The organism is Sphingomonas cynarae (genome assembly GCF_039537815.1).
In the GTDB taxonomy this organism is placed as follows: Bacteria; Pseudomonadota; Alphaproteobacteria; order Sphingomonadales; family Sphingomonadaceae; genus Sphingomonas; species Sphingomonas cynarae.
In genome coordinates this window covers 23,237-45,427 of the sequence record NZ_BAABBF010000001.1, presented here as the reverse complement: position 1 = coordinate 45,427, position 22,191 = coordinate 23,237, and the positions used below count along the sequence as shown (strand labels likewise).

The 22,191-nt window shown below is 64.8% G+C and carries 22 protein-coding genes; 14 read left to right on the top strand and 8 right to left on the bottom strand.

All coding sequences use genetic code 11. The features are described 5' to 3' along the window. Together ABD719_RS00180 and budC are read left to right on the top strand one after the other, a co-directional pair. Positions 1 to 1,086, top strand: a complete 1,086-nt coding sequence (locus ABD719_RS00180; protein WP_344691113.1) for a catalase family protein — start codon at positions 1 to 3, stop codon at positions 1,084 to 1,086. Between the two features lie 81 nt (positions 1,087 to 1,167). Continuing rightward, the gene (gene budC / locus ABD719_RS00175) at positions 1,168 to 1,929 is read left to right on the top strand and encodes a meso-2,3-butanediol dehydrogenase (RefSeq protein ID WP_344691111.1); all 762 of its coding nucleotides are present in this window, start codon (positions 1,168 to 1,170) and stop codon (positions 1,927 to 1,929) included. A gap of 397 nt (positions 1,930 to 2,326) precedes the next feature. Here budC and ABD719_RS00170 read toward each other — a convergent pair whose 3' ends face one another. Then, positions 2,327 to 2,731 (bottom strand): MerR family transcriptional regulator, encoded by a 405-nt coding sequence (locus ABD719_RS00170; RefSeq protein WP_344691109.1) that lies wholly within the window; start codon positions 2,729 to 2,731, stop codon positions 2,327 to 2,329. Positions 2,732 to 2,799: 68 nt separating this feature from the next. On the opposite strand from ABD719_RS00170, the gene ABD719_RS00165 reads away from it, so the two are divergent. From ABD719_RS00165 to ABD719_RS00140, 6 genes are read left to right on the top strand one after another with little or no spacing between them, the layout of a single operon-like run. Beyond that, a complete protein-coding gene (locus tag ABD719_RS00165) occupies positions 2,800 to 3,444 on the top strand; it encodes a cation efflux transmembrane domain-containing protein (RefSeq protein WP_344691107.1) in 645 nt (214 codons plus the stop codon). A gap of 11 nt (positions 3,445 to 3,455) precedes the next feature. Next, entirely contained in the window at positions 3,456 to 3,785 is a 330-nt protein-coding gene (locus tag ABD719_RS00160) for a hypothetical protein (RefSeq protein WP_344691105.1), read from the top strand. A 54-nt stretch (positions 3,786 to 3,839) separates the two neighbouring features. Then, positions 3,840 to 5,102 (top strand): TolC family protein, encoded by a 1,263-nt coding sequence (locus ABD719_RS00155; protein WP_344691103.1) that lies wholly within the window; start codon positions 3,840 to 3,842, stop codon positions 5,100 to 5,102. Further along, complete coding sequence (locus ABD719_RS00150; RefSeq protein WP_344691101.1) at positions 5,099 to 6,247, top strand: efflux RND transporter periplasmic adaptor subunit; 1,149 nt, start codon at positions 5,099 to 5,101, stop codon at positions 6,245 to 6,247. Before ABD719_RS00155 ends, ABD719_RS00150 begins: the two co-directional genes overlap by 4 nt. Positions 6,248 to 6,250: 3 nt before the next feature. Next, positions 6,251 to 9,472, top strand: a complete 3,222-nt coding sequence (locus tag ABD719_RS00145; protein WP_344691099.1) for an efflux RND transporter permease subunit — start codon at positions 6,251 to 6,253, stop codon at positions 9,470 to 9,472. Next, positions 9,462 to 10,379: a cation diffusion facilitator family transporter gene (locus ABD719_RS00140; RefSeq protein WP_344691097.1), complete on the top strand. Its 918-nt coding sequence runs from the start codon at positions 9,462 to 9,464 to the stop codon at positions 10,377 to 10,379. Before ABD719_RS00145 ends, ABD719_RS00140 begins: the two co-directional genes overlap by 11 nt. 257 nt (positions 10,380 to 10,636) lie before the next feature. Here ABD719_RS00140 and ABD719_RS00135 read toward each other — a convergent pair whose 3' ends face one another. From ABD719_RS00135 to ABD719_RS00125, 3 genes are read right to left on the bottom strand one after another with little or no spacing between them, the layout of a single operon-like run. Continuing rightward, complete coding sequence (locus ABD719_RS00135; RefSeq protein WP_344691095.1) at positions 10,637 to 10,849, bottom strand: hypothetical protein; 213 nt, start codon at positions 10,847 to 10,849, stop codon at positions 10,637 to 10,639. Positions 10,850 to 10,865: 16 nt separating this feature from the next. Continuing rightward, positions 10,866 to 11,228, bottom strand: coding sequence for a hypothetical protein (locus ABD719_RS00130; protein WP_344691093.1), 363 nt, complete (start codon positions 11,226 to 11,228; stop codon positions 10,866 to 10,868). A gap of 52 nt (positions 11,229 to 11,280) precedes the next feature. Next, the gene (locus ABD719_RS00125) at positions 11,281 to 12,036 is read right to left on the bottom strand and encodes a MauE/DoxX family redox-associated membrane protein (protein WP_344691091.1); all 756 of its coding nucleotides are present in this window, start codon (positions 12,034 to 12,036) and stop codon (positions 11,281 to 11,283) included. Positions 12,037 to 12,109: 73 nt separating this feature from the next. Here ABD719_RS00125 and ABD719_RS00120 point away from each other — a divergent pair, with 73 nt between their 5' ends. After that, on the top strand, positions 12,110 to 12,508 hold the full coding sequence (locus ABD719_RS00120) for a MerR family DNA-binding protein (RefSeq protein WP_344691089.1): 399 nt from the start codon (positions 12,110 to 12,112) through the stop codon (positions 12,506 to 12,508). Between the two features lie 604 nt (positions 12,509 to 13,112). Here the strand turns inward: ABD719_RS00120 and ABD719_RS00115 are convergent. The 4 genes from ABD719_RS00115 to ABD719_RS00100 all read right to left on the bottom strand — a co-directional run bounded on the left by ABD719_RS00115 (position 13,113) and on the right by ABD719_RS00100 (position 16,226). Beyond that, positions 13,113 to 14,372, bottom strand: a complete 1,260-nt coding sequence (locus ABD719_RS00115) for a hypothetical protein (protein WP_344691088.1) — start codon at positions 14,370 to 14,372, stop codon at positions 13,113 to 13,115. A gap of 2 nt (positions 14,373 to 14,374) precedes the next feature. Then, entirely contained in the window at positions 14,375 to 14,674 is a 300-nt protein-coding gene (locus ABD719_RS00110; protein WP_344691087.1) for a hypothetical protein, read from the bottom strand. Between the two features lie 113 nt (positions 14,675 to 14,787). After that, positions 14,788 to 15,882 (bottom strand): HigA family addiction module antitoxin, encoded by a 1,095-nt coding sequence (locus tag ABD719_RS00105; protein WP_344691085.1) that lies wholly within the window; start codon positions 15,880 to 15,882, stop codon positions 14,788 to 14,790. An 11-nt stretch (positions 15,883 to 15,893) separates the two neighbouring features. After that, the gene (locus ABD719_RS00100) at positions 15,894 to 16,226 is read right to left on the bottom strand and encodes a killer suppression protein HigA (protein WP_344691083.1); all 333 of its coding nucleotides are present in this window, start codon (positions 16,224 to 16,226) and stop codon (positions 15,894 to 15,896) included. Positions 16,227 to 16,471: 245 nt separating this feature from the next. Here ABD719_RS00100 and ABD719_RS00095 point away from each other — a divergent pair, with 245 nt between their 5' ends. The 5 genes from ABD719_RS00095 (at position 16,472) to ABD719_RS00075 (ending at position 22,186) form a co-directional block, all read left to right on the top strand. After that, the gene (locus tag ABD719_RS00095; protein ID WP_344691081.1) at positions 16,472 to 16,951 is read left to right on the top strand and encodes a hypothetical protein; all 480 of its coding nucleotides are present in this window, start codon (positions 16,472 to 16,474) and stop codon (positions 16,949 to 16,951) included. A gap of 32 nt (positions 16,952 to 16,983) precedes the next feature. Beyond that, entirely contained in the window at positions 16,984 to 17,655 is a 672-nt protein-coding gene (locus ABD719_RS00090) for a hypothetical protein (RefSeq protein ID WP_344691079.1), read from the top strand. A 1,053-nt stretch (positions 17,656 to 18,708) separates the two neighbouring features. Then, positions 18,709 to 19,884, top strand: coding sequence for an ImmA/IrrE family metallo-endopeptidase (locus ABD719_RS00085; protein WP_344691077.1), 1,176 nt, complete (start codon positions 18,709 to 18,711; stop codon positions 19,882 to 19,884). Positions 19,885 to 19,949: 65 nt separating this feature from the next. Further along, positions 19,950 to 21,509, top strand: a complete 1,560-nt coding sequence (locus ABD719_RS00080; RefSeq protein ID WP_344691075.1) for an adenylosuccinate synthetase — start codon at positions 19,950 to 19,952, stop codon at positions 21,507 to 21,509. Further along, entirely contained in the window at positions 21,506 to 22,186 is a 681-nt protein-coding gene (locus ABD719_RS00075; RefSeq protein WP_344691074.1) for a DUF7002 family protein, read from the top strand. The genes ABD719_RS00080 and ABD719_RS00075 overlap by 4 nt, the downstream gene beginning before the upstream one ends. Positions 22,187 to 22,191: the final 5 nt, after the last annotated feature.

Genomic DNA, 22,191 nt, shown 5'->3' with positions numbered 1-22,191 from the left:
ATGACCTATCTTCGCTATTCGCCCGATGTCGAAACACGAGAGCCCGACGAACAGGAGAGCACCGACGGCATCATCCAGGGCATGACCCAGGAGAGCCAGACGGTCGAGAAGCGCGACGGGCACGCGGTGCGGGCGAGCCACGCCAAGAGCACGGCGTGCGTGATCGGCAAGCTCATCGTCGCGCCCGGATTGCCGCCCGAGCTCGCACAGGGCCTGTTCGCGGAACCTGGCACGTTCGATGTCGCCGTCCGCTTCGCGCAAGGACCCGGTGAGAAGCTCGGCGATCGCGTCTCGACCCATCGCGGCATGTCTATCAAGGTGTTCGGCGTCGAGGGCGCGAAGCTGCCCGGCCATGATGCGCCAACGCAGGACTTCGTCCTTGCCAGCGGCACGACCTTTCCGGCGGGGACCGCCGCCGGCTTCCTTTCCCAGGCCAAGAAGATCGGCCTGACGGTTCCGATGCCTGAGGGGGTGAAAAGCGCGGCCGCTTCCGTCGCTCGCAACATCAACAAGGTGCTGAACGCCGTCGGCGCGGGTCCAAGCCCGACGCTGGACTTCTACGGCCATCCCTTCAGCCACCCGCTGGTCGAGGAATATTTCAGCCAATGCCCGGTGCGCTTCGGCGACCATGTCGCCAAGATCGGGGCGTTTCCCGTTGCAGCCGAGCAAAAGGCACTCGCCGATTGGCAGCTCGACCCTCATCAGGACGAGGATGGCTTCCGCCATGCCGCGGTGGATTACTTCGAGGGCAACGATGCGGTGTTCGAGCTTCGGGCGCAGCTGTGGACCGATGCCGAGACGCAGCCCATCGAGGACACCTCCGTCGACTGGCCGACGAGCGAAAGCCCGTATCGCACCGTCGCCACGATCCGACTGCCGCGGCAGTCAGCCTATGGTCCCGACCGCGTCCGCTACTTCGACGAGGTGATGACGTTCCGCCCGGCCCACAGTCTGGAAGTGCATCGCCCGCTCGGCGGCGTGATGCGCGCGCGCATGCAGGTCTACCAGGCGCTCAGCGACTTCCGCCACCGAGAGAACGGCATTGCCGCCGCGAACACCGCCGACATCCGGGACATTCCAGCCTAAGCTGAACGCCAGTGCTGACGATAGTGAAAGGACAATCATGAAGTTCGAAGGCAAGCACGACGTTCAGGCGGAGAATGCGTAATGGCGCGCTTTTCCAACAAGGTCATCGTCATCACCGGTGCCGCCTCGGGGATCGGTGAAGGCGCCGCGCGCCGCTTCGCTGAGGAAGGCGCAACGCTGGTGTTAGGCGACATCGACAAGGCCGCGCTCGACAAGCTGGCGGGCGAGCTGCACGGCACAGTCGAAACCCGCGAGATCGACGTGTCGGACCGCGCGGCATGTGAAGCTCTCGTCCAGGCTGCGATCGATCGCTTCAGTCGGATCGACGTGCTGGTCAACGACGCCGGCGTCGATCATCTCGGCAAGGTCGACGAGGGCGACTTTGCCGAATTCACCAAGGTGATCGAGACCGACCTGTACGGCGTGGTTCATATGAGCCGCGCGGCAATCCCCCATCTGCGCCAATCGAAAGGCTGCATTGTCAACGTCTCGTCGGTTTCCGGGCTGGGCGGCGACTGGAACCACAGCTTCTATTGCGCGGCGAAGGGGGCGGTGAGCAACTTCACCCGTGCGCTGGCGATGGACGAGGCGAAGCACGGCGTCCGCGTGAATGCGGTCAATCCGTCGCTGACCTACACCGCGCTGACTGCGGGGATGAAGGAACAGCCTGAGCTGATTGCCAAGTTCGAAGAGCGCATCCCATTGGGCCGTGGTGCCGAGCCCGCCGACATTTCGGGCGCGATCGCGTTCCTGGCGAGCGAGGACGCGCATTTTGTGACGGGCGTGAACTTGCCAGTCGATGGCGGGCTGACCGCGTCAAACGGGCAACCGCCGCTGTCTTAATGAATGTGAGGCGGGCCCTTGCGCCCGCCCACTATTCAGGATTGGACCGTGCCGCTGGTGCCAGATTCATCACGGGCAAATTGCTCATGCCAATGGAGTCACGTCGCAGCAATTTTGACCCACAGCCGGACGTTCACGCCCCTTTTCCCGCGTCACAACTTAGGACACCCGTTCATCGTCTCGATGTGACAGGTTTCCGCGCTTGTTCGGACCGAGCGCTGGCGTCAGCACCTGGAAGCTCTTGGCCGTCACCAACGGACGGGTGAAGAGTACCATGCGAAGTAGTGCTGCGGCGTGGGGCTGGGTATCCCGCTCGCCCCGACGGAGACGACTTCCGCAGCCGATACGAGCTTGCCGAAGGCGGCTCTATCCAGAACGTACATGGCTTCCGCCTACATCAACGGGCTCCCGGGGCGAATGCCTCGAGAATGCGACACTCCGCCATGGTGCCTCCAGCGCAGCTAGAAATGACGCCCGCCAGTTCGCGCCGAAGCGCCGTTAGATCGGCGATCTTGCGGTCGATCTCCTCCAGGTGCCGGTTGGCCAGTGCGTCCACCGTGCCGCAGTCCCGATCGCGCTGCTCAGCCATGTCGAGCAGCGCGCGCACCTCGTCCAGCGGGAAGCCGAGATCGCGCGTGCGGCGGATGAAGCGCAGCCGCTCCAGATCCTCCGGTCGATACGAACGGTAGTTGCCCGCCGTCCGAGCCGGAGGGGCGATCAGTCCCGCGCGCTCGTAGTAGCGCACCGTCTCCACCTTGGTGCCGGTCGCTCCCGCCAGCTTGCCGATCGTCAGTGCATTCATCTCTTGACCCTGTAGCAGCTACAGGGTCCATATAGGGCGTCGCACGAGGAAGACGAAGGGCGACGACCATGGCCTGCGGCAGCTGCTGCGCATCATCGAACAAGGAGACGTCCGCCGATCCCACGTGGCGGCGGGCGCTCTGGATCGCGCTGGGCGTGAACGCCGCCATGTTCGCCGCCGAGATCGTCGCCGGCGTGGCGGGCGGATCGGAGGCGCTGCAGGCGGACGCGCTCGACTTCCTCGGCGACAGCGCCAACTACGCGATCAGTCTCGGGGTGGCCGGCACGGCGCTGGCCTGGCGAGCGAGGGCGGCACTGCTCAAGGGCGCGACGCTCGCGATCCTCGGCATCTACGTCCTGGCAGCGGCACTGTGGGCTGTCTGGCACGGCGGGACGCCGCAGGCCGGGATCATGGGCGTGGTCGGCGTGATCGCGCTGGTGGCGAACGCCGGTGTCGCGCTGATGCTGTATCGCTATCGCACCGGCGACGCGAACATGCGGTCGGTCTGGATCTGCTCGCGCAACGACGCGATCGGCAATGTCGCCGTGGTGCTCGCCGCAGCCGGCGTGTTCGGGACCGGCACCGCCTGGCCCGACCTGATCGTGGCGGGCATCATGGCCGTGCTCGGCATCAGCGGCGGCGTGCAGATCATCATGCAGGCGCGATCCGAGATCGTCCCGAATGGACGGGGTTACACGGTGGCGGCGGAATGATAGGAAAAGGCATGCGCAAGCTCGTGCCCTTCCTGGCGTGCCTGATGTTGGTCCTTACGACGTGGGCCGGCATGGCGCATGCTGCCGAAGCAGGCGGCGTCGAGATGAGCAGGACCGAGATGGCCGCCCACGCGCCCGGCGACGGCGACGAGGTCCCGGCCGATGCCGACAAGGGCTACCCGCACCACCACGCGAGCTGCCACGAGCACCACGTGAACACGCCGATCATCGAGACGGCGGCGATCCCGATCCTCGCGGCATCGACCTTGCCGCCAGCTGATCTCAGCCGCGCGCTGAGCGGGCACGACCCGGAAGCGGCTCTCCGACCTCCGCAGGCCTGACGCGTCGTTCGGGCGCGCGGATGCGCGTCCACGCACTACGGTCAGGAGCATTCCATGCATCGCATCATCGCGGCCGTCCTGGCCGCAGGAGCCTGCGCATCGTCGCTGCAGGCCCAGACCGACCGGATCGTCGCCCCGGCGCCGGTCCTTACGCTCGCCGAGGCGCTGAATCGCGCCGGCGCGTCGTCGCCCTTCCAGGATGCGGCGGCGGCCGGCATTCGTGCCGCCGAAGCGCAGCGGCGCGTCGCCGGCCTTCGTCCCAACCCGTCCATCGTCGGAGAGGCGGAGAACGTCGCGGGCACCGGCATCTATCAGGGGCTGCGCTCTTCTGAGACGACGCTCGGCCTAGCGCTGCCGCTGGAGCTCGGCGGTAAGCGCGGCGCCCGCATCGCCGTCGCCGAGGCGCAGATCGGACGTGCCGGTCTCCAGGCCGAGATTGCACGTGCCGACCTGCGGCTGAGGGTGACGCAGACCTACAACGCCGCCGCCGCCGCCCAGCGTCGGGTTACCATTGCCGAGGAGCAGGTTGGCATCGCCGCCGAGGTGCTGCGCGCGGCTCGCATACGGGTGCAGGCAGGTCGCGCATCGCCGCTCGAGGAGCAGCGCGCGGACGTCGCCCGCATTTCTGCGGAAGAGGCGCTCGAACGGACGCGACGGTCGGCCGAGGCTGCATCCGGAAATCTCGCGCGGCTGCTCGGAATGCCGGTGGGACAGCTCGACCGCAGCTGGTTCGACGCGGTGCCTTCGGCCGGCACGATGCGACCGATGGCGACTTCCGGGACCCTGTCAGTAGTAGCGGCGCGCGCGGACCTCGATACGGCGAGCGCGCAGGTGCGTCTGGCGCGCAGCCAGCAGGTACCCGACCTCACGGTCAGCGCCAGCGCACGGCGGCTGGAGCAGACCAACGACGTCGCTGCGGTGTTCGGCGTCTCGATCCCGCTCAACGTCTTCAACAACGGGCGCGCCAGCATCGCCGTGGCGGAGGCGCAGCGCGAGCAGTCGGATGCACAGCAGCGGGTCGCGCTGCTCGACGCCGAGCAGGACGTGGCGACGGCGCAGGCCGATGCCGAGAACGCCGCAACCACGGCGCGCAACGCCGCTGGACCGGCGCTTGCAGCGGCCACCGAAGCCGCCCGGATCGCCCGCATCGGCTACCGCGAAGGCAAGTTTGGGCAGCTCGATCTTCTCGATGCCGAACGCACGCTGCTCGAAACCCGGACGGCCGCGATCGACGCGCTGGCCGCCCATCACGATGCTCACGCGCGTCTGGAACGGCTGACCTCCGCCGCGCCGCTGCTCAAGGACGATCAACGATGAACCGCATCATGAAGGCCGCGATACCGGCCGTCCTGGCGCTCGCCGTCTCTGGCTGCGGCCGCTCGGCGGAGCCCACGGAGAACGCCGGCGAAGCCGGGGAGACCAAAGAGGCCGTTACGGGCGATCCGATGACCGCTACGCTCTCTGCGCAGCAGATCGCCGACGCAGGCATCGAGGTGACCCGCCCGACCATCGGCGGAGTCGCCGGCGCTATCGAGCTCCCCGCGACCATCGAGGGGGATCCGCAGGGCGTGCAGGTGGTCTCGGCCGCCATCGGGGGCCGCCTCGTCTCGTTAACCCGCAATCTCGGCCAGCCGGTCCGGCGCGGCGATACGCTCGCCATCATCGAGAGCCGGGAGGCCGCAAGCCTCAACGCCGAGGTGGAAGCGGCGCGCGCCCGATCCGCGCTGGCGCAGTCGAACCTGCGCCGCGAGCAGCGCCTGTACGCGGAACGCGTATCGCCCGAGCAGGACCTCGTCGCCGCGCGCACTGCCGCGAGCGAGGCGAACATCGCGCTACGTCTCGCCCGTCAACAGCTGTCGGCCACCGGTGGCGGCGGTGGCGCCCTCAACCGCATCACCGTGCGGTCGCCCATCTCGGGTCAGGTGATCGCCCGCTCGGCGACGCTCGGCCAGCAGATCGCCGCCGACGCGGAGATCTTCCGGGTCGCGAACCTCGCCAAGGTATCCGTGACGATGTCGCTGGTGCCGGCAGATGCCGGGCGCGTCGCGCCCGGCGCGCGTGTCGAAGTCACGTCGGCAGGACGGCGTCAGGAAGGCCGCGTGACCTTCGTCTCGCCGATCCTCGACGAGACCACCCGCCTGGTGCCGGTGATCGCCAGCATCGACAACGCCGGGGGCACATGGCGCGTCGGCGAGAACGTCAGCGTGTCGGTGCTGCTCCCGGCCACTGGCGATCGCAGCGTCGCCGTGCCGTCGGCGGCCGTGCAGATGATCGGCGACAAGCCGCATGTCTTCGTGCGCACCCCGTTGGGCTTCAAGGCGATCCCGGTGACGCTCGGCCGCACCAACGGCGGCTCGGTCACCGTCACGGCCGGCCTGACCGGCGAGGAGCGCATCGCATCGACCAACTCGTTCACGCTCAAGGCCGAGCTCGGCAAGGGCGAAGCGAAGGACGAGGACTAGGCCATGCTCGCCCGCATCGTCACCTTCGCCGTCGAGAAGCGCTGGCTCGTCCTGCTGCTGACCGTCGCCGCGGCACTCGCTGGGGTGCTTGCCATCCAGCGGCTGCCGATCGACGCCGTTCCCGACATCACCAACAACCAGGTGCAGATCAACGTCGTCGCGCCTGCACTGTCGCCCGACCAGATCGAGAAACAGGTCGCCTTCACCGTCGAAACCGCGCTCGCCGGCATCCCCGGCCTCGAATACACCCGGTCGCTCAGCCGCAACGGCTTCGCCCAGGTCACTGCGGTGTTCGACGAGAAGACCGACATCTACTTCGCGCGGGCGCAGGTCGCCGAACGGCTTCGCACGGCGGAGGAGAGCCTGCCCGAAGGTGTGAACCCGGAGATGGGGCCGATCGCCACCGGCCTCGGCGACATCTTCATGTGGACAGTCGAGTATCGCGAGCTCGACCAGGTCAACCACCGCAACGGCGAGCCCGGCCTGCAGAAGGATGGCAGCTACATCACGCCGGAGGGCGAGCACCTCGTCGATGCCGCCGACAAGGCGACCTACCTGCGCACCGTTCAGGACTGGATCGTCACGCCGCAGCTGAAGAGCAGCGCCGGCCTCGCCGGCGTCGACAGTCTGGGCGGCTACACCAAGCAGTATCTGGTCGTCCCCGACATCCAGCGCATGGCGGCGATGAAGATCACGCTTCAGGATCTCGCGACAGCGCTCGAGCGCAACAACACCAGCGCCGGGGCTGGCGTCGTCAACCGCAACGGCGAAGGCCTCGCAGTCCGCGCGGATGGACGCGTGCGCAACGCCGACGAACTGGCGCGGACCGTGATCGCCACACGCGAGAGCGTGCCCATCCTGCTGAGCCAGATCGCCAACGTCCGCACCGGGCAGGCGCTGCGCATGGGTTCCGCCTCCGAGAACGGCCACGAGGTCGTCGTCGGCACCGCCGTCATGCGGATCGGCGAGAACAGCCGCACCGTGTCCACCGGCGTCGGCGAACGGTTGAAGGAGATCGGCCGCGCGCTGCCCGTCGACGTCGTGGTCAAGCCGGTGCTCAACCGCACCGAGCTGGTCAACTCGACCATCGCCACCGTCGCCCGCAACCTCGCGGAGGGAGCGCTGCTTGTGATCATCGTGCTGTTCGCGCTGCTCGGCAACTTCCGCGCGGCGCTGGTCGCGGCGCTGGTCATTCCGATCACGATGCTGCTGACCAGCGTCGGCATGCTCCGCGCAGGCGTCTCGGCCAATCTGATGAGCCTCGGCGCGCTCGACTTTGGGTTGATCGTCGACGGCGCCGTCATCATCGTCGAGAACGCGCTGCGGCGGCTTGGCGACGCGCAGCACGGCCGAGCCGAGCCGCTGCCGCTCCGGCAACGCCTCGATCTGGTTGCGGCATCGGCCCGTGAGATGATCCGCCCGTCCGTCTACGGTCAGGCGATCATCATCCTTGTCTACGCACCGTTGCTCACCTTCACCGGTGTGGAGGGCAAGATGTTCGAGCCGATGGCGCTGACGGTCATCATCGCGCTCGTCTTCGCCTTCATCCTGTCGATGACCTTCGTGCCCGCTGCCATCGCCATCTGGCTCAGCCGACCGGTCGACGAGAAGGAGAGCCGGATCGTCGGCTGGCTGCGTCGCCGCTACGAGCCGGGTCTCGGCAAGGCGATGGGGCGGCCGAGCGTCACGCTGGGCGTCGCGATGGGTGCGCTGGCACTCGCCGGTGTCGCGTTCACGACGCTCGGACAGGAGTTCCTGCCGCAGCTCGACGAGGGCAACATCCTTGTGCAGGCGGTCCGCATCCCCGGCACCTCGGTCGACCAAAGCCAGACGATGCAGTTCCAGGTCGAGAAGATGCTGGCGCGTCAGCCCGAGGTCCGCTTCGCCTTCTCGCGCACGGGAACCTCGGAGATCGCATCGGACCCGATGCCGCCCAATGCCACCGACACCTTCGTCATCCTAAAGCCGCGCGCCGAATGGCCCGACCCCGGCCTCGCCAAAGAGGAACTGGTGGAGCGGATGGAAAAGAGGCTCTCGACGCTGCCCGGCAACGCCTACGAGATCACCCAGCCGATCCAGATGCGCTTTAACGAGCTGATCGCAGGCGTCCGCGGCGACATCGCGGTGAAGGTGTTCGGCGACGACTTCGGCGGCATGAACGACGCTGCCGGCCGCATTGCCGACATCCTGCGCAAGACGCGCGGCGCCGTGGACGTGCGGGTCGAGCAGACCGAAGGACTGCCGATGCTCGACATCCGCCCCAACCGCATGGCGATGTCTCGGATCGGCGTCACGGCCGGCGACGTGCAGGACACCGTCGCCGCTGCGATCGGTGGTCGCGAGGCGGGCGTGATCTTCGAAGGCGATCGCCGCTTCCCGGTGGTGATCCGCCTGTCCGAAGCATCGCGGTCGGACCTGACCGAAGTGGCGCAGGTGCCGGTGCCGACGTCCGCCGGCGGCTTCGTGCCGCTGTCCACGGTGGCCGACATCGCGGTCGTCGACGGGCCGAACCAGATCAGCCGTGAGAACGGCAAGCGCCGCGTCGTGGTGCAGGCGAACGTCCGCGACCGCGACGTGGCGGGCGTGGTGGCGGATGCCCGCGCCGCGATCGACGCGCAGGTGAAGGTGCCGCCGGGGACGTACGTCGAATGGGGCGGGCAGTTCGAGAACCTCGCCTCGGCGCGTGATCGGCTGCTGCTCGTCGTGCCCGTCTGCTTCGCAGTCATCATGCTGCTGCTCTACGGGGCGCTCGGCTCGGTGCGCGACGCAGTGATCGTCTTCACAGGCGTGCCGCTGGCCCTCGTCGGTGGCGTGCTGGCGCTGGTCCTCCGGGGAATGCCGTTCTCCGTGTCCGCCGCCGTCGGCTTCATCGCGTTGTCGGGTATCGCAGTGCTCAACGGGCTGGTCATGGTGTCGTCGATTCACGACCTCATGGCGCGCGGCATCGACCGGGTGCAGGCCGCCCATGACGGCGCGCTCGCACGCCTGCGGCCGGTCGCGATGACGGCGCTCGTGGCCAGCCTCGGCTTCGTGCCGATGGCGCTCGGCCACGGTGCAGGCGCGGAGGTGCAGAAGCCGCTGGCGACGGTTGTCATCGGCGGCCTCGTCTCGGCGACGCTGCTGACCCTGTTCGTCCTGCCGACGCTCTACGCCCGCTTCGGCGGGTGGCGACCCGCCGACACCACACCCGCAGCCCCACATGAGGAGGCGCACCATGGCTCATGACCACGGCTCGGCCGGGCACTCGCACGACCACACGGCAGGCGCTAACGCCAAGATGCTCGGCTGGGCGCTCGCCCTGACCTCCGCCTATCTCGTGGCGGAGGTGATCGGCGGCATCGTCTTCAACAGCCTTGCCCTGCTGTCCGACGCCGCCCACATGATGACCGACGTTGCGGCGCTGGTGATTGCGCTGTTGGCAATCCGGCTGGGACGCAAGGCCCCGGACGAGAAGCGGACGTTCGGCTACCGACGCTTCGAGATCCTCGCCGCCGCCTTCAACGCGGTGCTGCTTTTCGGTATCGCGATCTACGTCTTCGTGGAGGCGATCAGGCGGTTCACCGAGCCGCAGGAGATCCAGTCCTGGGGCATGATGATCGTCGCGGCGATCGGCCTGGTCGTGAACCTCATATCCATGCGGCTGCTGACCGCGGGCAAGGATGCGAGCTTCAACGTCAAGGGAGCCTACCTCGAGGTGTGGGCCGACATGGTCGGCTCGATCGGCGTCATCGCGGGCGCCGCGGCGATCCGCTTCACCGGCTGGACCTGGATCGATCCGGTGGTTGCGGTGGCGATCGGTCTGTGGGTGCTGCCGCGCACGTGGATCCTGCTTCGCGACACCACCAACGTGCTGCTCGAGGGTGTTCCATCCAGCCTGCGGCTAACCGAGGTCCGCGCCGCCATCGCAGCCGTGCCGGGCGTCGCCGGGCTCCACGACCTCCACGTCTGGTCGATGTCGAACGACGACGTCAGCTGCACCGTGCACGTGACGCTGGGACAGGGCTGCGATCCGGCCCCCGTCCGCCTCGGCCTCGCGGCCATGCTGGACCAGCGCTTCGACATCTCGCACGTCACCGTGCAGACCGAAGCACCGGGCGAACCATGCGGAGACGGGCACGAGGTCCATGCCTGACGGTGCGCCGCCGGCACGAAGGCCACCCCGGCGATGGTCGGACGAGGACGACGACGATCTGCGTCTACGCATCGCCGCACGTCAGCAGATCGGCGATATCGCACGGGCGATGAACCGGACCGTCGACGGCATCCGCGGACGGGCGGCTACGCTTCGTCTGAGACTGCCGGGGCGGAACCGGCCATGGCGGACCAACGGCGGCGCCGTCCCCGACGGTCAGGACTGAGCGGCGGGGGCGCAGGCCCCCGCCGGCAGCTTCACTTCGTAGGCATCTTCATGCCGGACATATCGTGGCCGGCGTGATCGCCGCCCTTCTTCATGTCCTTGCAGCAATCGGCCTTGCCGTCCTTGCAGCAGTCGGCGTTGTCCTTGCAGCACGTCTTGTCGGCGCAGCAGTCGGCCGCCGCGAACGCGGTGGCGGGAACGAGCGCGAGCGCGACAGCCGCGCCGATGAACCTGATCGTCTTCATGTGTGCATTCCTCGAATCACGTGATCTTCAGATGGTCGTTCGATCGCGCGGTTCGCGGAGGAGGCGGTGCGGGGCCACCGGTGCGGCCCTCCAGGTCGGGGCGGACAGAGGCGATCGGAGGGACCGCTGCAAGCATCGGGCGGGTCGCGTCGCCGATCCGCTGCGGATCGGTCGCCACACATGCACTCGCACACGCGGCGGCCGGAGACTTCCCAGCCGGCTTGCCCGAAGGCAGTTCGCATCCAATCATGGCATCATGCACGACGGCAGGTGGCGCTGCTGCATTCGCAGCTGCTTCGCAAACCGGGCCGACACGCAGCACGAGCATCATCGCCAGCACTGACAGCGCGATGGCGCGGAAGATGCGGGCGAAGCTCATGATGCGCTTGTAGGACGAACGCAGAAGGCACGCCAGTGCGACACGCCGCTGTTCAATGCCCCGCCGAGAGCATCGGTGCCGCGATCATCCACAGTGCCATCGCGACCATCATCACGTTCTCCGTGAGAGACAGGAACCCGAGCGGTACGTTGCTGTCACCGCCGACGCAGGCGCATTTCAGTTCGCGCCTGTCCACGTAGACGGCCTTGATCACCGACGCCGCACCGATCGCCCCGATCACCAGCGCGATCGGAACAGACAGCCAAGTCAGCACGCCAGCCGCCATCAGCACTCCCGCCAGCCCCTCGGCGTAGGGATAGACGTAGGAATACGGCACCCAGCGCTTGGCCAGCAGGTCGTAGTTGAGAAACATTGTCGCGAACCTCTCGACGTTCTGGAGCTTCAACAGCGCCAGCACGCACATTGAGAACGCGATGAACCACTCGCCTGCGCGCACGGTTAGCGGCGTGCCGAAGGCGGCCAGGCTGGCGGCGAGCGCCATCAGCGCCGTCATCGCGAAGACCACGATCACGGGGCGGTAGGTCACGGCCTTGGAGCCGGGCACGGACTTGCCGAAGAAGCGACGCAGGTCGTCGTAGCCGCCGATCCGCTCGCCGCCGATGAAGGTCTGCGGCGTGGTCTTCACGCCATGCTCCGCCTTGAACGCGTTGGTTTCTTCGTGCGTACGCAGCCAATGGTCCTCGACCTCGTAGCCCTGCCGCTGGAGCAAGTCCTTCGCCTTCAGCCCGAACGGGCACGTGTGGGTGGGCATCACCATGCGGTGGAGCACCGCCTTCTTCGTCGCCATCTCGTCTTCTCCGATCCTCGATCGGGTCCCATATGGGGTCCGTACCATGGTCCGGAGTCAAGACGTGGCAGACATGACGATCGCGAAACTCGCAGCGGAAGGCGGTGTCGGCGTGGAGACGATCCGCTTCTACCAGCGTCGCGGCCTAATCGACACGCCGGATAGACCACAGGGTGCCGGGGCAGCAGGCGGAATCCGACGGTATGGCCACGATGATGTGCGGCAGCTGCGCTTCATCCGGTCGGCAAAGGCGGCAGGCTTCACGCTGGACCAGATCGGCGAGCTTCTGGCGCTCGACGCCACGGACGATCGGGCACGAGCGCGCGAACTTGCCGGCGAGCGGCTGAGAGCGCTGGACGAGAAGATCGCCGAACTGGATCGAGCCCGGGCTGCGCTTCGGCGCCTCGCTCATAAATGCGGCAGCGGCAGCGCGGGACCCTGTCCGATACTCACGGCGTTCGACGCCGCGTGATCAGTCGGCGCGCATGCGGCACCCCCTCGATGCGCGTCATCTAGACTCCCGAGACGCGCTACTCTGCCGAAAGGCGCCATTGACGCCATGCAGCAGATCCGTGGCAGCAAGGACCCAGAAGTGGACGTTCACACAGTCCTTTCCGCTGCCCGAAACCTGTCGCTCGTTCATGTAAGCGGACCGACCGCTTCGGCGAGCCTAGTTAGCCGCTCGGAACGGCCGATATTGGGGACTTTTCGGCCGTTCCGTGGCGATGTGCCGAACGACAGGCCTGTCCAGAAGCCGACGTCCGGCGCTCGTCCGACCGGCACGGCAGAGAGGCGGAGATTAGGCCGTAAGCTGTCGGGCAGGTCTCGGGCGCAGCAGATCAGATTGCCTCACCGAAGTTAATCACGGGGGCGTTCGGATCGACGCTGGCACTGCTGGACTTGTCGCGGAGCTGCATCAGACTCACCCTCGCGACGTAATTTGCATAGTCCGATGGCCCGAGGAGGAAGAGGCCGTTAAGTGCAGGGACGCAGGGACGCCGGTTCGGCACCGATCGCATTCGCAGGCGCTACTGGCGGATAGCTCGGGGTACACCCGGCTGCGCCTGCTGCCGTCACTATAACGGACGAGAAGCTCGATCGGCGGTAGACTTAGCGTCCTTTTCTTCGTACATCCGCGCCTGCAGCGCGCGCAAGCGCGTATCGTAGAATTCCTGGCTCATTAACTCCGGGTCGGTAATGAAAAACTTTTCCCCAAGTTGCGACATTCGCTGCGCCTGCTCAGGGTGTTGCAGAAGTGTGTCCGTTAGCGCGTCGCCGAGCTCGCGCTCATGAGCTTCGGGATAGACCTTGTTCGCATATTCAGCGATCGCAGTCGGCAATTCGAACAAGATCGGATCTTCGACGAACTTCGAATATCGTTCTTGGGTCAGTTCGAATCGCGTCACTATTTCAGGGGTACGCAGGGCAAGAAGCGGCGGGAATTGACCGAGCGCCCACTGCAGGAACTGGGTACGCACAAGATACGGATCGAGCCAAGCATCGTTCGCGACGAACCCGGGGCGTCGCTCGTGGACAGCGTGACGGACCAATGCGAGCAGGCGGAGATGGCGCAGCGCAAAGAAGATTGCGTCGCGCGCCTCTTCTACTTGGCCGATGCTTGGGTTGCGGTCGGGATGAGGGCAGATCACCGACATTGACAAAGTGTCGCACAGGCATTCTTCGACGAGCGCATCGTCTGAACCAAACAACTCCATTTGCTTCAGATACATCGGTGCGATCGTGTCGAGGTCTGGATGGTTGGCTTCCTCGAGCCGGATGATCGCGCTCAGATAGAAATTCTTGAGGAAGTCCGCCCGCGCATCGCGAAGCATCTGCTCGCGCCATGCCACCTGGCGCTCGACAATGGTATGAAAGGCTTCATGCGCCATCACATAGGCTTCTTGGAGCGCCGTGATTCGCATCCGATGCGCGACATCGGTGTCCTTGCGATGACCGATGGTGCCGTCGCGACTGGCGACATGCGCCATCGCAAGCACTGCCCCCAATCGGGGCTGCCCGTCGATCTGCGCGAATTCAGCCGCGATCTTATAAGCATAGACCCGCGCTTCACGCGGATCGGTGGTGTTGAAATGCAGTCGATTGAGCTGGTTGAACGTCTGGCCGAGATACTGGTCGTAGATGACGATCTGGCGTTCCCCAGTGCGGATCGTCTCGCAAGTACGCTCGGCACTGTAGGTCAGGTCAAACTCGGGCGTTGCTCCGTAGCTACTCAGGCTCGTCTGCAGCCCATCGAAGATCGAGCGGTAGTGATCACGAGCAAGAAAAGCCGGCATCTCTCGCCGCGTCGCGGCGAGATAGGCAGCCGCTGGTCCCATCGCTAATTTCTCGCCTCGAGCGCCTGCGCCAAGATCTTCGATGCACTGTCGGCATCAAGCCCGCGCAATTCGATGCCATCGACCTTCACCACAACGTGGCGTTTGGACCGGATCTGCTCGAGCACCATCTTCGTGATGAACGGTAGGGTCGCTGTCAAAAGCGGTAACACGACCGCTACGATAGCGGCCCCACCATCGAACCGCTTTATCTCGATGATCTCCGCGTCGACGCCTTCGCTAGCGGCATTCGCCTGAACCTCGTCAGCTTGCGTCTTTTCAATCTCGATGGAAATCCGGCCCACAGTTACCTCCCCTAAAGTTCGTGCACCACGTTATGCGGCAGGCGCGCCACAACGTCACGAAGCGGCAGCAGCCGATCACTCGAACGGTGAAAAGCATCGCCTTCTTCCCCTCCTTACGCATCGCCTGCAAAGACAAAATGATCCTTGAGATCATTCATGTGCGTCCAAGGGAGTACCCGGTGATGCTGGAGCATACCAACGATGATGCCGGGATGGATTCCGACCGAGGCGGCAAAATCACGCACGTCGGACTTCGCCCTAGGTTGCCCGGCCATGAAGACGCGCAATCTCGCCTGACCGACCAGTTTCTCCTCCGCCCAGGCATCTGCCTCAGCTTCTTCAGCATCGCTTTCCGGCCGCTCGTCATCGACATAGGCGGTATCGCGGCCGTGAAGGCATAGATGTCCAAGCTCGTGAAAAAGCGTGAACCAGAAATGGTCATTGGTTTTGTGGCGAAGAGACAGGACGACCGCCGCCTTGTTCCTGGCATACCAGAAGGCGGCGCCATTGAGTTTGGTCTTCTTGAGCGGTGGAACAGGCACGATCGCGACCCCTGCCGCTGCGCATAGCGCCGTTACCCTTGGCTGAAAATCCTCAGGTGGCAGGTTGGTCAACGGCCTGATCTCGGCAAGCGCTTCCAACAGACGCGCATCGCTGAACTCGGCTACCTCCATCTTTTCGGCGGACCTCGTCGCCAGCTGTAGCCAGACATGGACGCATTCCGGCGAGCTTGGATAGGTTTTGGAAGCCCGGTAGCGGACCGCACATCGTTGATTGAGCCCGGCAAACGCATGTTCATTGGCAACGCCGAAGAACGATAATAGCCCTTCGCGCACGGCGTGCAGGTCACTCGACGATGGCAGCACGCCGCGCTGCTGCAGTTCTTTCACCGGAAAGTTTGCCAGCCAGGTCCGCACCGCCGCCGTATCGCGCTGGCTGCGCTCGGCGACGCGCGAGCGGAACAGCTCCCACTCTTTTTGCACACCGGTCCAGATATAGGCTTTGGTGCCGGTCACGCGTTCGAGCGCGACCGCCGTGTCGGCCTCAACCGGATTGTGGCCCTTGATGATAGTGTTGACAAGCTTGGGAGTGAGGTCGGCTCGGCGCGCAAATTCGGCCTGAGACAAGCCGAGCGTCTCCAGATATTCCTCCAGCATCTCGCCGGGATGTACCGCCCAATCGGGCTGAAAATGTGTGTCCTGCGCCACGTCGAATATCCTCAGTGATAGTCGGTCACGTCGAGGATTTTCACCTTCGTGACCGCGGCCAGGTCGAGGCTCCCGTCGTCCAGGCGCGGCAACGGATCGTTTGCCGGCTCGAAGATGAGGCGCCAGGGGTGTTTCAGGTCGACCGCGAACTGGCCTTCGCGGGTACCCGACAGCTTGTGGCGGCGTGGCGGCGGCGTGTGGGGCACGTCCGCCAGGCACGCTGCCTGCCGCAGAAGCGTGAGACGCAGACGCAACGGCTTTGCTCGCTCCCCATAGGCCTTGAGCATCGCCTTATCGTCTTCGAGCCGCTTGCGCAGCGCGTCTGAGGCGAATTCGAGTTCCATCCACCCTGCCCATCGTTACCTATCAGGTAATCCCTGAGCGTTCATTACGCAATAGGTAATGCCCATCAGCGAGTAGATGCGTGGGCGAAGCTATTCTGCTCGTGCGACTCTACCCATTTTGAAGTGGATCGGGCCGACACCTGGCGTCACGGGCACGGCTATGCGCGCGACACTCATTCTTGTCCGAAGCCGAGACACAATCGGTAGGAGATAGGTTATGCGCGCCGAGCCAGCTAAAAGGGCTCATGGATACGCAGGATTTTTCTCACGACGAATGGCGGGACATGCTCGATGAGTTCCGATTGCTTGTTGTACGCGCGGGCTTTTCTGATTGGGATGCCGCAATGGCGCTGGCGCTCGATGATTTCGAGGGTATGGACGGCCGGCGTGTCGCCGTTGACATCGGCGGCGAGGCTGTCGTCTTCGACGGCCTGCCCGTCGAGCGGCTGCGCATCTACACCCGGCAGTTCATGACCTTCCTGAAAAGCGGTGCACGCTGGTCACTCGACGAGAACCGCGAACGGCTTGCCCGCCTGTTGCGGACCGAAAACGACACGCCGGTTGAGGGCGTTTTCGTCTCATTCGATGATCAGCGCGCTCCGATCGATGCGCGCGCGGGCGACATCACCGCAATGGTCGATCAGGTTTCCCGCTTCCTCAGCGAGATCTACGGCGAAGACACCGGTTTCTGGGATGACGAGCCTGACGCCCCGGAGGGGCGCTGACAATGGCGACACGTAAACCAACTACCTCGGGCATGAAAAAGAAGCTGCGTGACGCGTTCCGCGCGCATCTCGGCGTCGATCGGCTGACCGCCGGGCAGCTGCTCGCGAGCGCGACGCTCCAGGACAAGGCGTACGAGCTCAGTGCGCTGGTCGCCGTGATGGAAAAGCTCAAGGCGATGCGGCCAACGCTGACCTTTACTCTGGTGCACGGCACGTCCTTGGTGTTCCGAGCGAAAGGCGGTCCGATCGACCGCACTAGCTGGCCGTACATCCGCATCGACGATCGCGGTCGCACCGTCGGCGAACTGTGGGTCGATATCGAGTGCGTCGCGATTAGCGCCGATCCGGCCGCCAAGCTCCAGCCCGGGCCGCTCTACGGCAAATGCCATGAGCTCGACATTGTGCTCGTCGTCCCGAATACCGGTGGCCGCCCCTTGCCGAGCGAAACCCTGCTCGGCGTCGAAGCCAAGCATCGCCCGTTCAATAAGGCACTGCTCAAGGAGTTGCTCGGCGTCCGCCGTGAGATGACGATGCGGGGTCCGCTAAAGGCGCACCGGGCGCCGTGGTGGTTTGTGTGGTGGACGGCCAGGCTGCCGGCCCGCCCCCCATCGGGGCTTGTCGCATTCTGCTCGAGCGACACGATTGACAAATACTCCGATCCTGCCGACTATTGGGGCATCCATATGGAGCATCTGCCCTTTTGAGGCATACCCCTGCGGATTTCTGGCGTTCATGCATCTAATCCGAAAAGGACCTGCATCAAGAGTCAGGGGGAAGAGTGGCCACCGAAGATACACACCATCAGCGGGCGCCGCGCCCGACTGAACGATCCTTCGAACGTCCGCTTTGGGAATCACGACGTTCGACTGGGAATGACCTACATTGGAGCGCATTCCCGCCAGACGATACTAGGCAGCGAATGGCTGGTTCTGGCGGAAGCTGCCGTTCGAAGCGCGATCGGCGAACGACGCATTCCGGGTCGGATGCAGTCTGGCAGCTATTATCCGGGCCGACCCAGACTCAGTCATTCGGGCCAGCCTTTCGGCTCTCCATAGGCGGACGCTCGTTCATCCCGACCCCACGCGGCCGCTATGCGCCCCAGATCTGTCGTTCGACGGGTCCGTGGCTAAACACGAAAACCGATATTCAGTTTTCTAACATTGAGCGGCTTTGAGCACCGCAGCCCCGTGGTGCGGAGGATTCGAGAGCAGGCCGCCCCCCAAGGCTTACGAAGATTCTGGTTCGGTCCCCCTTCGAACTGAATGTCTCTCTTCACTGTCCATTCTCGCCGATGCTCATCAGCGCCGCATGGAGGGTAGAGGGCCAAGCTCGCGAGTGACTATGCCGCCGCCAGGGGAGGACTTCATCGGTACGTTCGCCGACCTCGAGAAGCGGATCACCTGACACCGATGGGTGCTCCGCATCGTCTTAACGCTGGCTTTGCTTGGGGCGGCAGGCGCCATGTGGGCGTGGCTCATGCTGAGGCCGTCCGGCTCGTCGGTGTGCCTTCGCGCGGGATGACCCGGCCAGCTTACTTCTGATACGATTCCTTTCGACTGGCAGGCCGCGCTGAATATCGGTAGCGTACATAAGTGGGAACAAATGCGGGGATCAGATGGACGAACAGATCGGCATTGGGGCTTGCGCCTGATGCCGACCCGGTAACCGCGATTCAAGAGGCGGCGCGATCCCTCGTGCTGAGGGCGCGCGAACATGGATGGGAGGGGCCGCCTTTTAATCCAGTTAAGATCGCGGAGATGCTTGGCGCGACCACTTCGGCGAATGCGAGCATCGCCGATGCGCGCCTTCTGACGTCGGCTCACGGCGCGATAGTCGAATACAATCCACAGCAGGCCCGCGAGCGCGTGAGATTCTCGATCGCACACGAAGTAGCTCACATGCTGTTCCCCGATTGGGCGGACGAGGTGCGGAACCGTGGAGGCACTCCTTCTTCAGACGACTGGCAGCTCGAGATGCTGTGCAATATCGCGGCCTCTGAGTTCGTCATGCCGATCGGAAGTTTGCCCCAGGGACTAACGACGGCGTCCATCGAAGAACTAATGAGGGAGCGCCGCCGCTACGACGTCTCCGCCGAAGCCTTCCTGATCCGCTTCGCCAGAGTGACTGACGAGCCCGTCTCGGTCTTCTTCGCCTCTCCGCTGGACAACCCGGAAACCGGTCGTGTCTATCGGATCGACTACGTGGTCGGATCGCCACTCGCGCCCCGTGCGGCCGCGCAAGGCATCGTCCTGCCGCCGACCAGCGCGGCCTACTCTTGCACTGCGATCGGCCACACAGATCATGCCGTCGAGAACTGGTTCACCGGGGCGGATGCCCGCATAGAGTTCGTCGGCATCTCCGGTTACCCCGGAGCGCGATACCCCCGTGTCGCAGGCTTAGTGCGTCACACGTCGATCGACCAGGCCAAGACCCCGATCAGATACGTGCACGGCGACGTGACGAAGCCGATCGGTGACGGTGTCAAGATCATCTGCCAGCTGGTGAACGACCGGGCGATCAAGTGGGGCGGCGGGATCGCTAAGCGCTTCGCCCGTCTGCACCCTGCGGCCGAGGAGGCTTTCAGCCAAGCCGTGATGCCGGTACCCACGCGCGATAGGCTCGGGAAGGTCATCATCGTCGATCTGGATGCCGGCGTCCGCCTGGCGAGCATTGTCGCTCAGGAAGGCTTCGGTGCATCGTTGTTCCCGAGGATCCGCTATCGCGCGCTCCAGCAAGGATTGGCAGAGGTCGCGGCGGCGGCTCTCAATGCGGGAGCGGGTGTGCACATGCCCAAGATCGGGTCAGGGTCCGCCGGAGGGGACTGGGGCGTGGTCGAGGAGATCGTTGAGGACGAGCTAGTCAGGAAGGGCGTCCAGGTCACGGTCTACGATCTGCCACCGCGGCGGCAGCAACTAGATCTTTTCGGCGGGTGAGAAGCCGGTCGTCGTTCCGAGTCGTCCTCGTGTCCGGCGCCGTCTGTTCCGGCAAGTCGGCGTTGGTGGACCAGCTTCGGACCCGACACGGCGCAGCCGTCGTCCGCACGCGCGATCTCATAGCGACGACGGTGCCCAAGGCGAAGGGCAGCCGGGAGGTGCTTCAGCGGGCGGGCGACCGTCTGGATCGGCAGACCGGGGGCGAGTGGGTCTCGGAGGCGCTGCAACGGGCTATCGAGGCGGCCCAGCGGAACTCGACTCCGTCCGGGCTATATGTCGTCGACTGCGTTCGGTTCGGCGGGCAGATTGACGCCATCCGACGTGCTCACGGTCCGGAGGTGTTCCACATACATCTGACGGCAGCTCAATCGGTCCTGCGCCAACGCTATGTCGAGCGTTCCGCAGCCGAGGATGCAGCTGTCGAGTATGACGCCCTCAGAAAGAGCAGGACCGAGAGAAACATCGAGTCGCTCGCCAAGGTTGCAGATGTCGTGGTGGATACCGATCGATGTTCGGCTGGTGGCGTCCTTGTCCGAGCCACGGCCCTGCTTGATCTCTATCCGCGTGGGGCAGAGAAGCTCGTCGACGTTCTGATCGGTGGTCAGTTCGGAAGCGAGGGCAAGGGCAACATTGTTGGCCACATAGCGCCCGAATACGATCTCCTCGTCCGGGTCGGCGGTCCGAACGCAGGGCATCAGGTCTTCGCCGAGCCGGAACCCGAGAAGTATTTCCACCTGCCGTCCGGCACTCGTCGGGCACCGAAGGCGCAGTTGCTGCTCGGACCGGGCGCCGTCATCAATCCCAAGAAGCTGCTGGACGAAATAGCAAAGCACGAGATTGATCGGGATCGCCTCGTCATTGACGAGCAGGCCATGATCATCACGGACGAGGATCTCGAGCGCGAACGTGAGCTGTTCGCCAACATCAGCTCGACGGCGCAGGGAGTGGGACTTGCGTCGGCGCGCAAACTAACTGGGCGTTCCGACTACAAGTCAGGTGCCCGCCGCTTCCTGGCGCGAGACTGCGATGACCTGAGACCGTTCATCGGTAGCGCTCGCAAGGTTCTCGCAGACGCATTCGTGGAGAGGCGTCGCATTCTGCTTGAGGGAACGCAGGGCACGTCCCTCAGTCTTCATCACGGACAGTATCCGCATGTGACTACGCGTGACACCACTGTCGCGGGGTGCCTCGCGGACGCGGGCATCGCACCCGCGAACGTCCGGCGCGTCATCATGGTGTGCAGGACATTTCCGATCCGCGTCGGCGGGCCGTCGGGGCCAATGGCTTTCGAGGTAAGCATGGAAGACATCCATCGACGCAGCCGCATTCCCCTCGACCCACTGAAGAGGGCGGAGCGCACTACGACCACGAACAAGGAGCGCCGCATCGCGGAGTTCGATTGGGAGCAGTTCAAGGACTCCGTTCAGCTCAACGGGCCGACGGACATCGCGCTAACGTTCGTCGACTACTTCGGCATCGAGAACCGAGAGGCTTATCGATTCGACCAGCTGACGCCTGAGACCATAAGGTTCGTGGAGGAGGTGGAGCGGGTGTCTGGGCGGCCCGTTTCAATGCTCTCGACCGACTTTAACTGGCGTAATGTCATTGATAGGAGGAACTGGTGACAGACGCTGAACTAGATGAGCTCGTGGCAAACTGCCCAAAACTCTATCACATGGCGGAGCGTGGCTCTTGGCCATCGATCCGGCAATTTGGCCTTCTGAGCACTTCCGCGCTTTTGGACCTTTACCACATCGAGGAACCCGACCGCGAACGTATCGAAAGGCGGCACAGGCCGGCCAGCGTGCCCATCAGGAGCGACGGGCTGCCAGGTGCGGTTGTGCGCGACCAGATTCCAATGAGCGACGATGGACTGAGAAAGGCGCTGCCGGAGAGATTGAAGCCGAGCGACTGGTATTCCCTGCTGAACTCTAAGGTATTCTTTTGGCTCTCGCGCGAGCGGCTGCTCAAGCTGACGGGCGCTAAAACATATCGCGATGCCGAGCACGACGTGCTTGAGATCGACACCCAGTCGCTTTTAGACGCTTATCGTGAGCGCATTTGGCTGTGTCCGATTAACAGTGGCTGCACCAAGCCCTTCCCACATCCTCGAGACGAACGGGCATTCCTCCGCGTCACCGACTATCCCTATGCATACTGGCGCGAGCGCAGACGCGCTACCGAGCGGGCGGTCGAACTGGCTGTGGACTATGCGGTCTCGGACATCGCCAATCACGTCACACGAGTAGTGGTGATGCGCGGAAGCGATGAGCTCGCTGTCTTACACCCGACTTCTCTGTAGCGCGC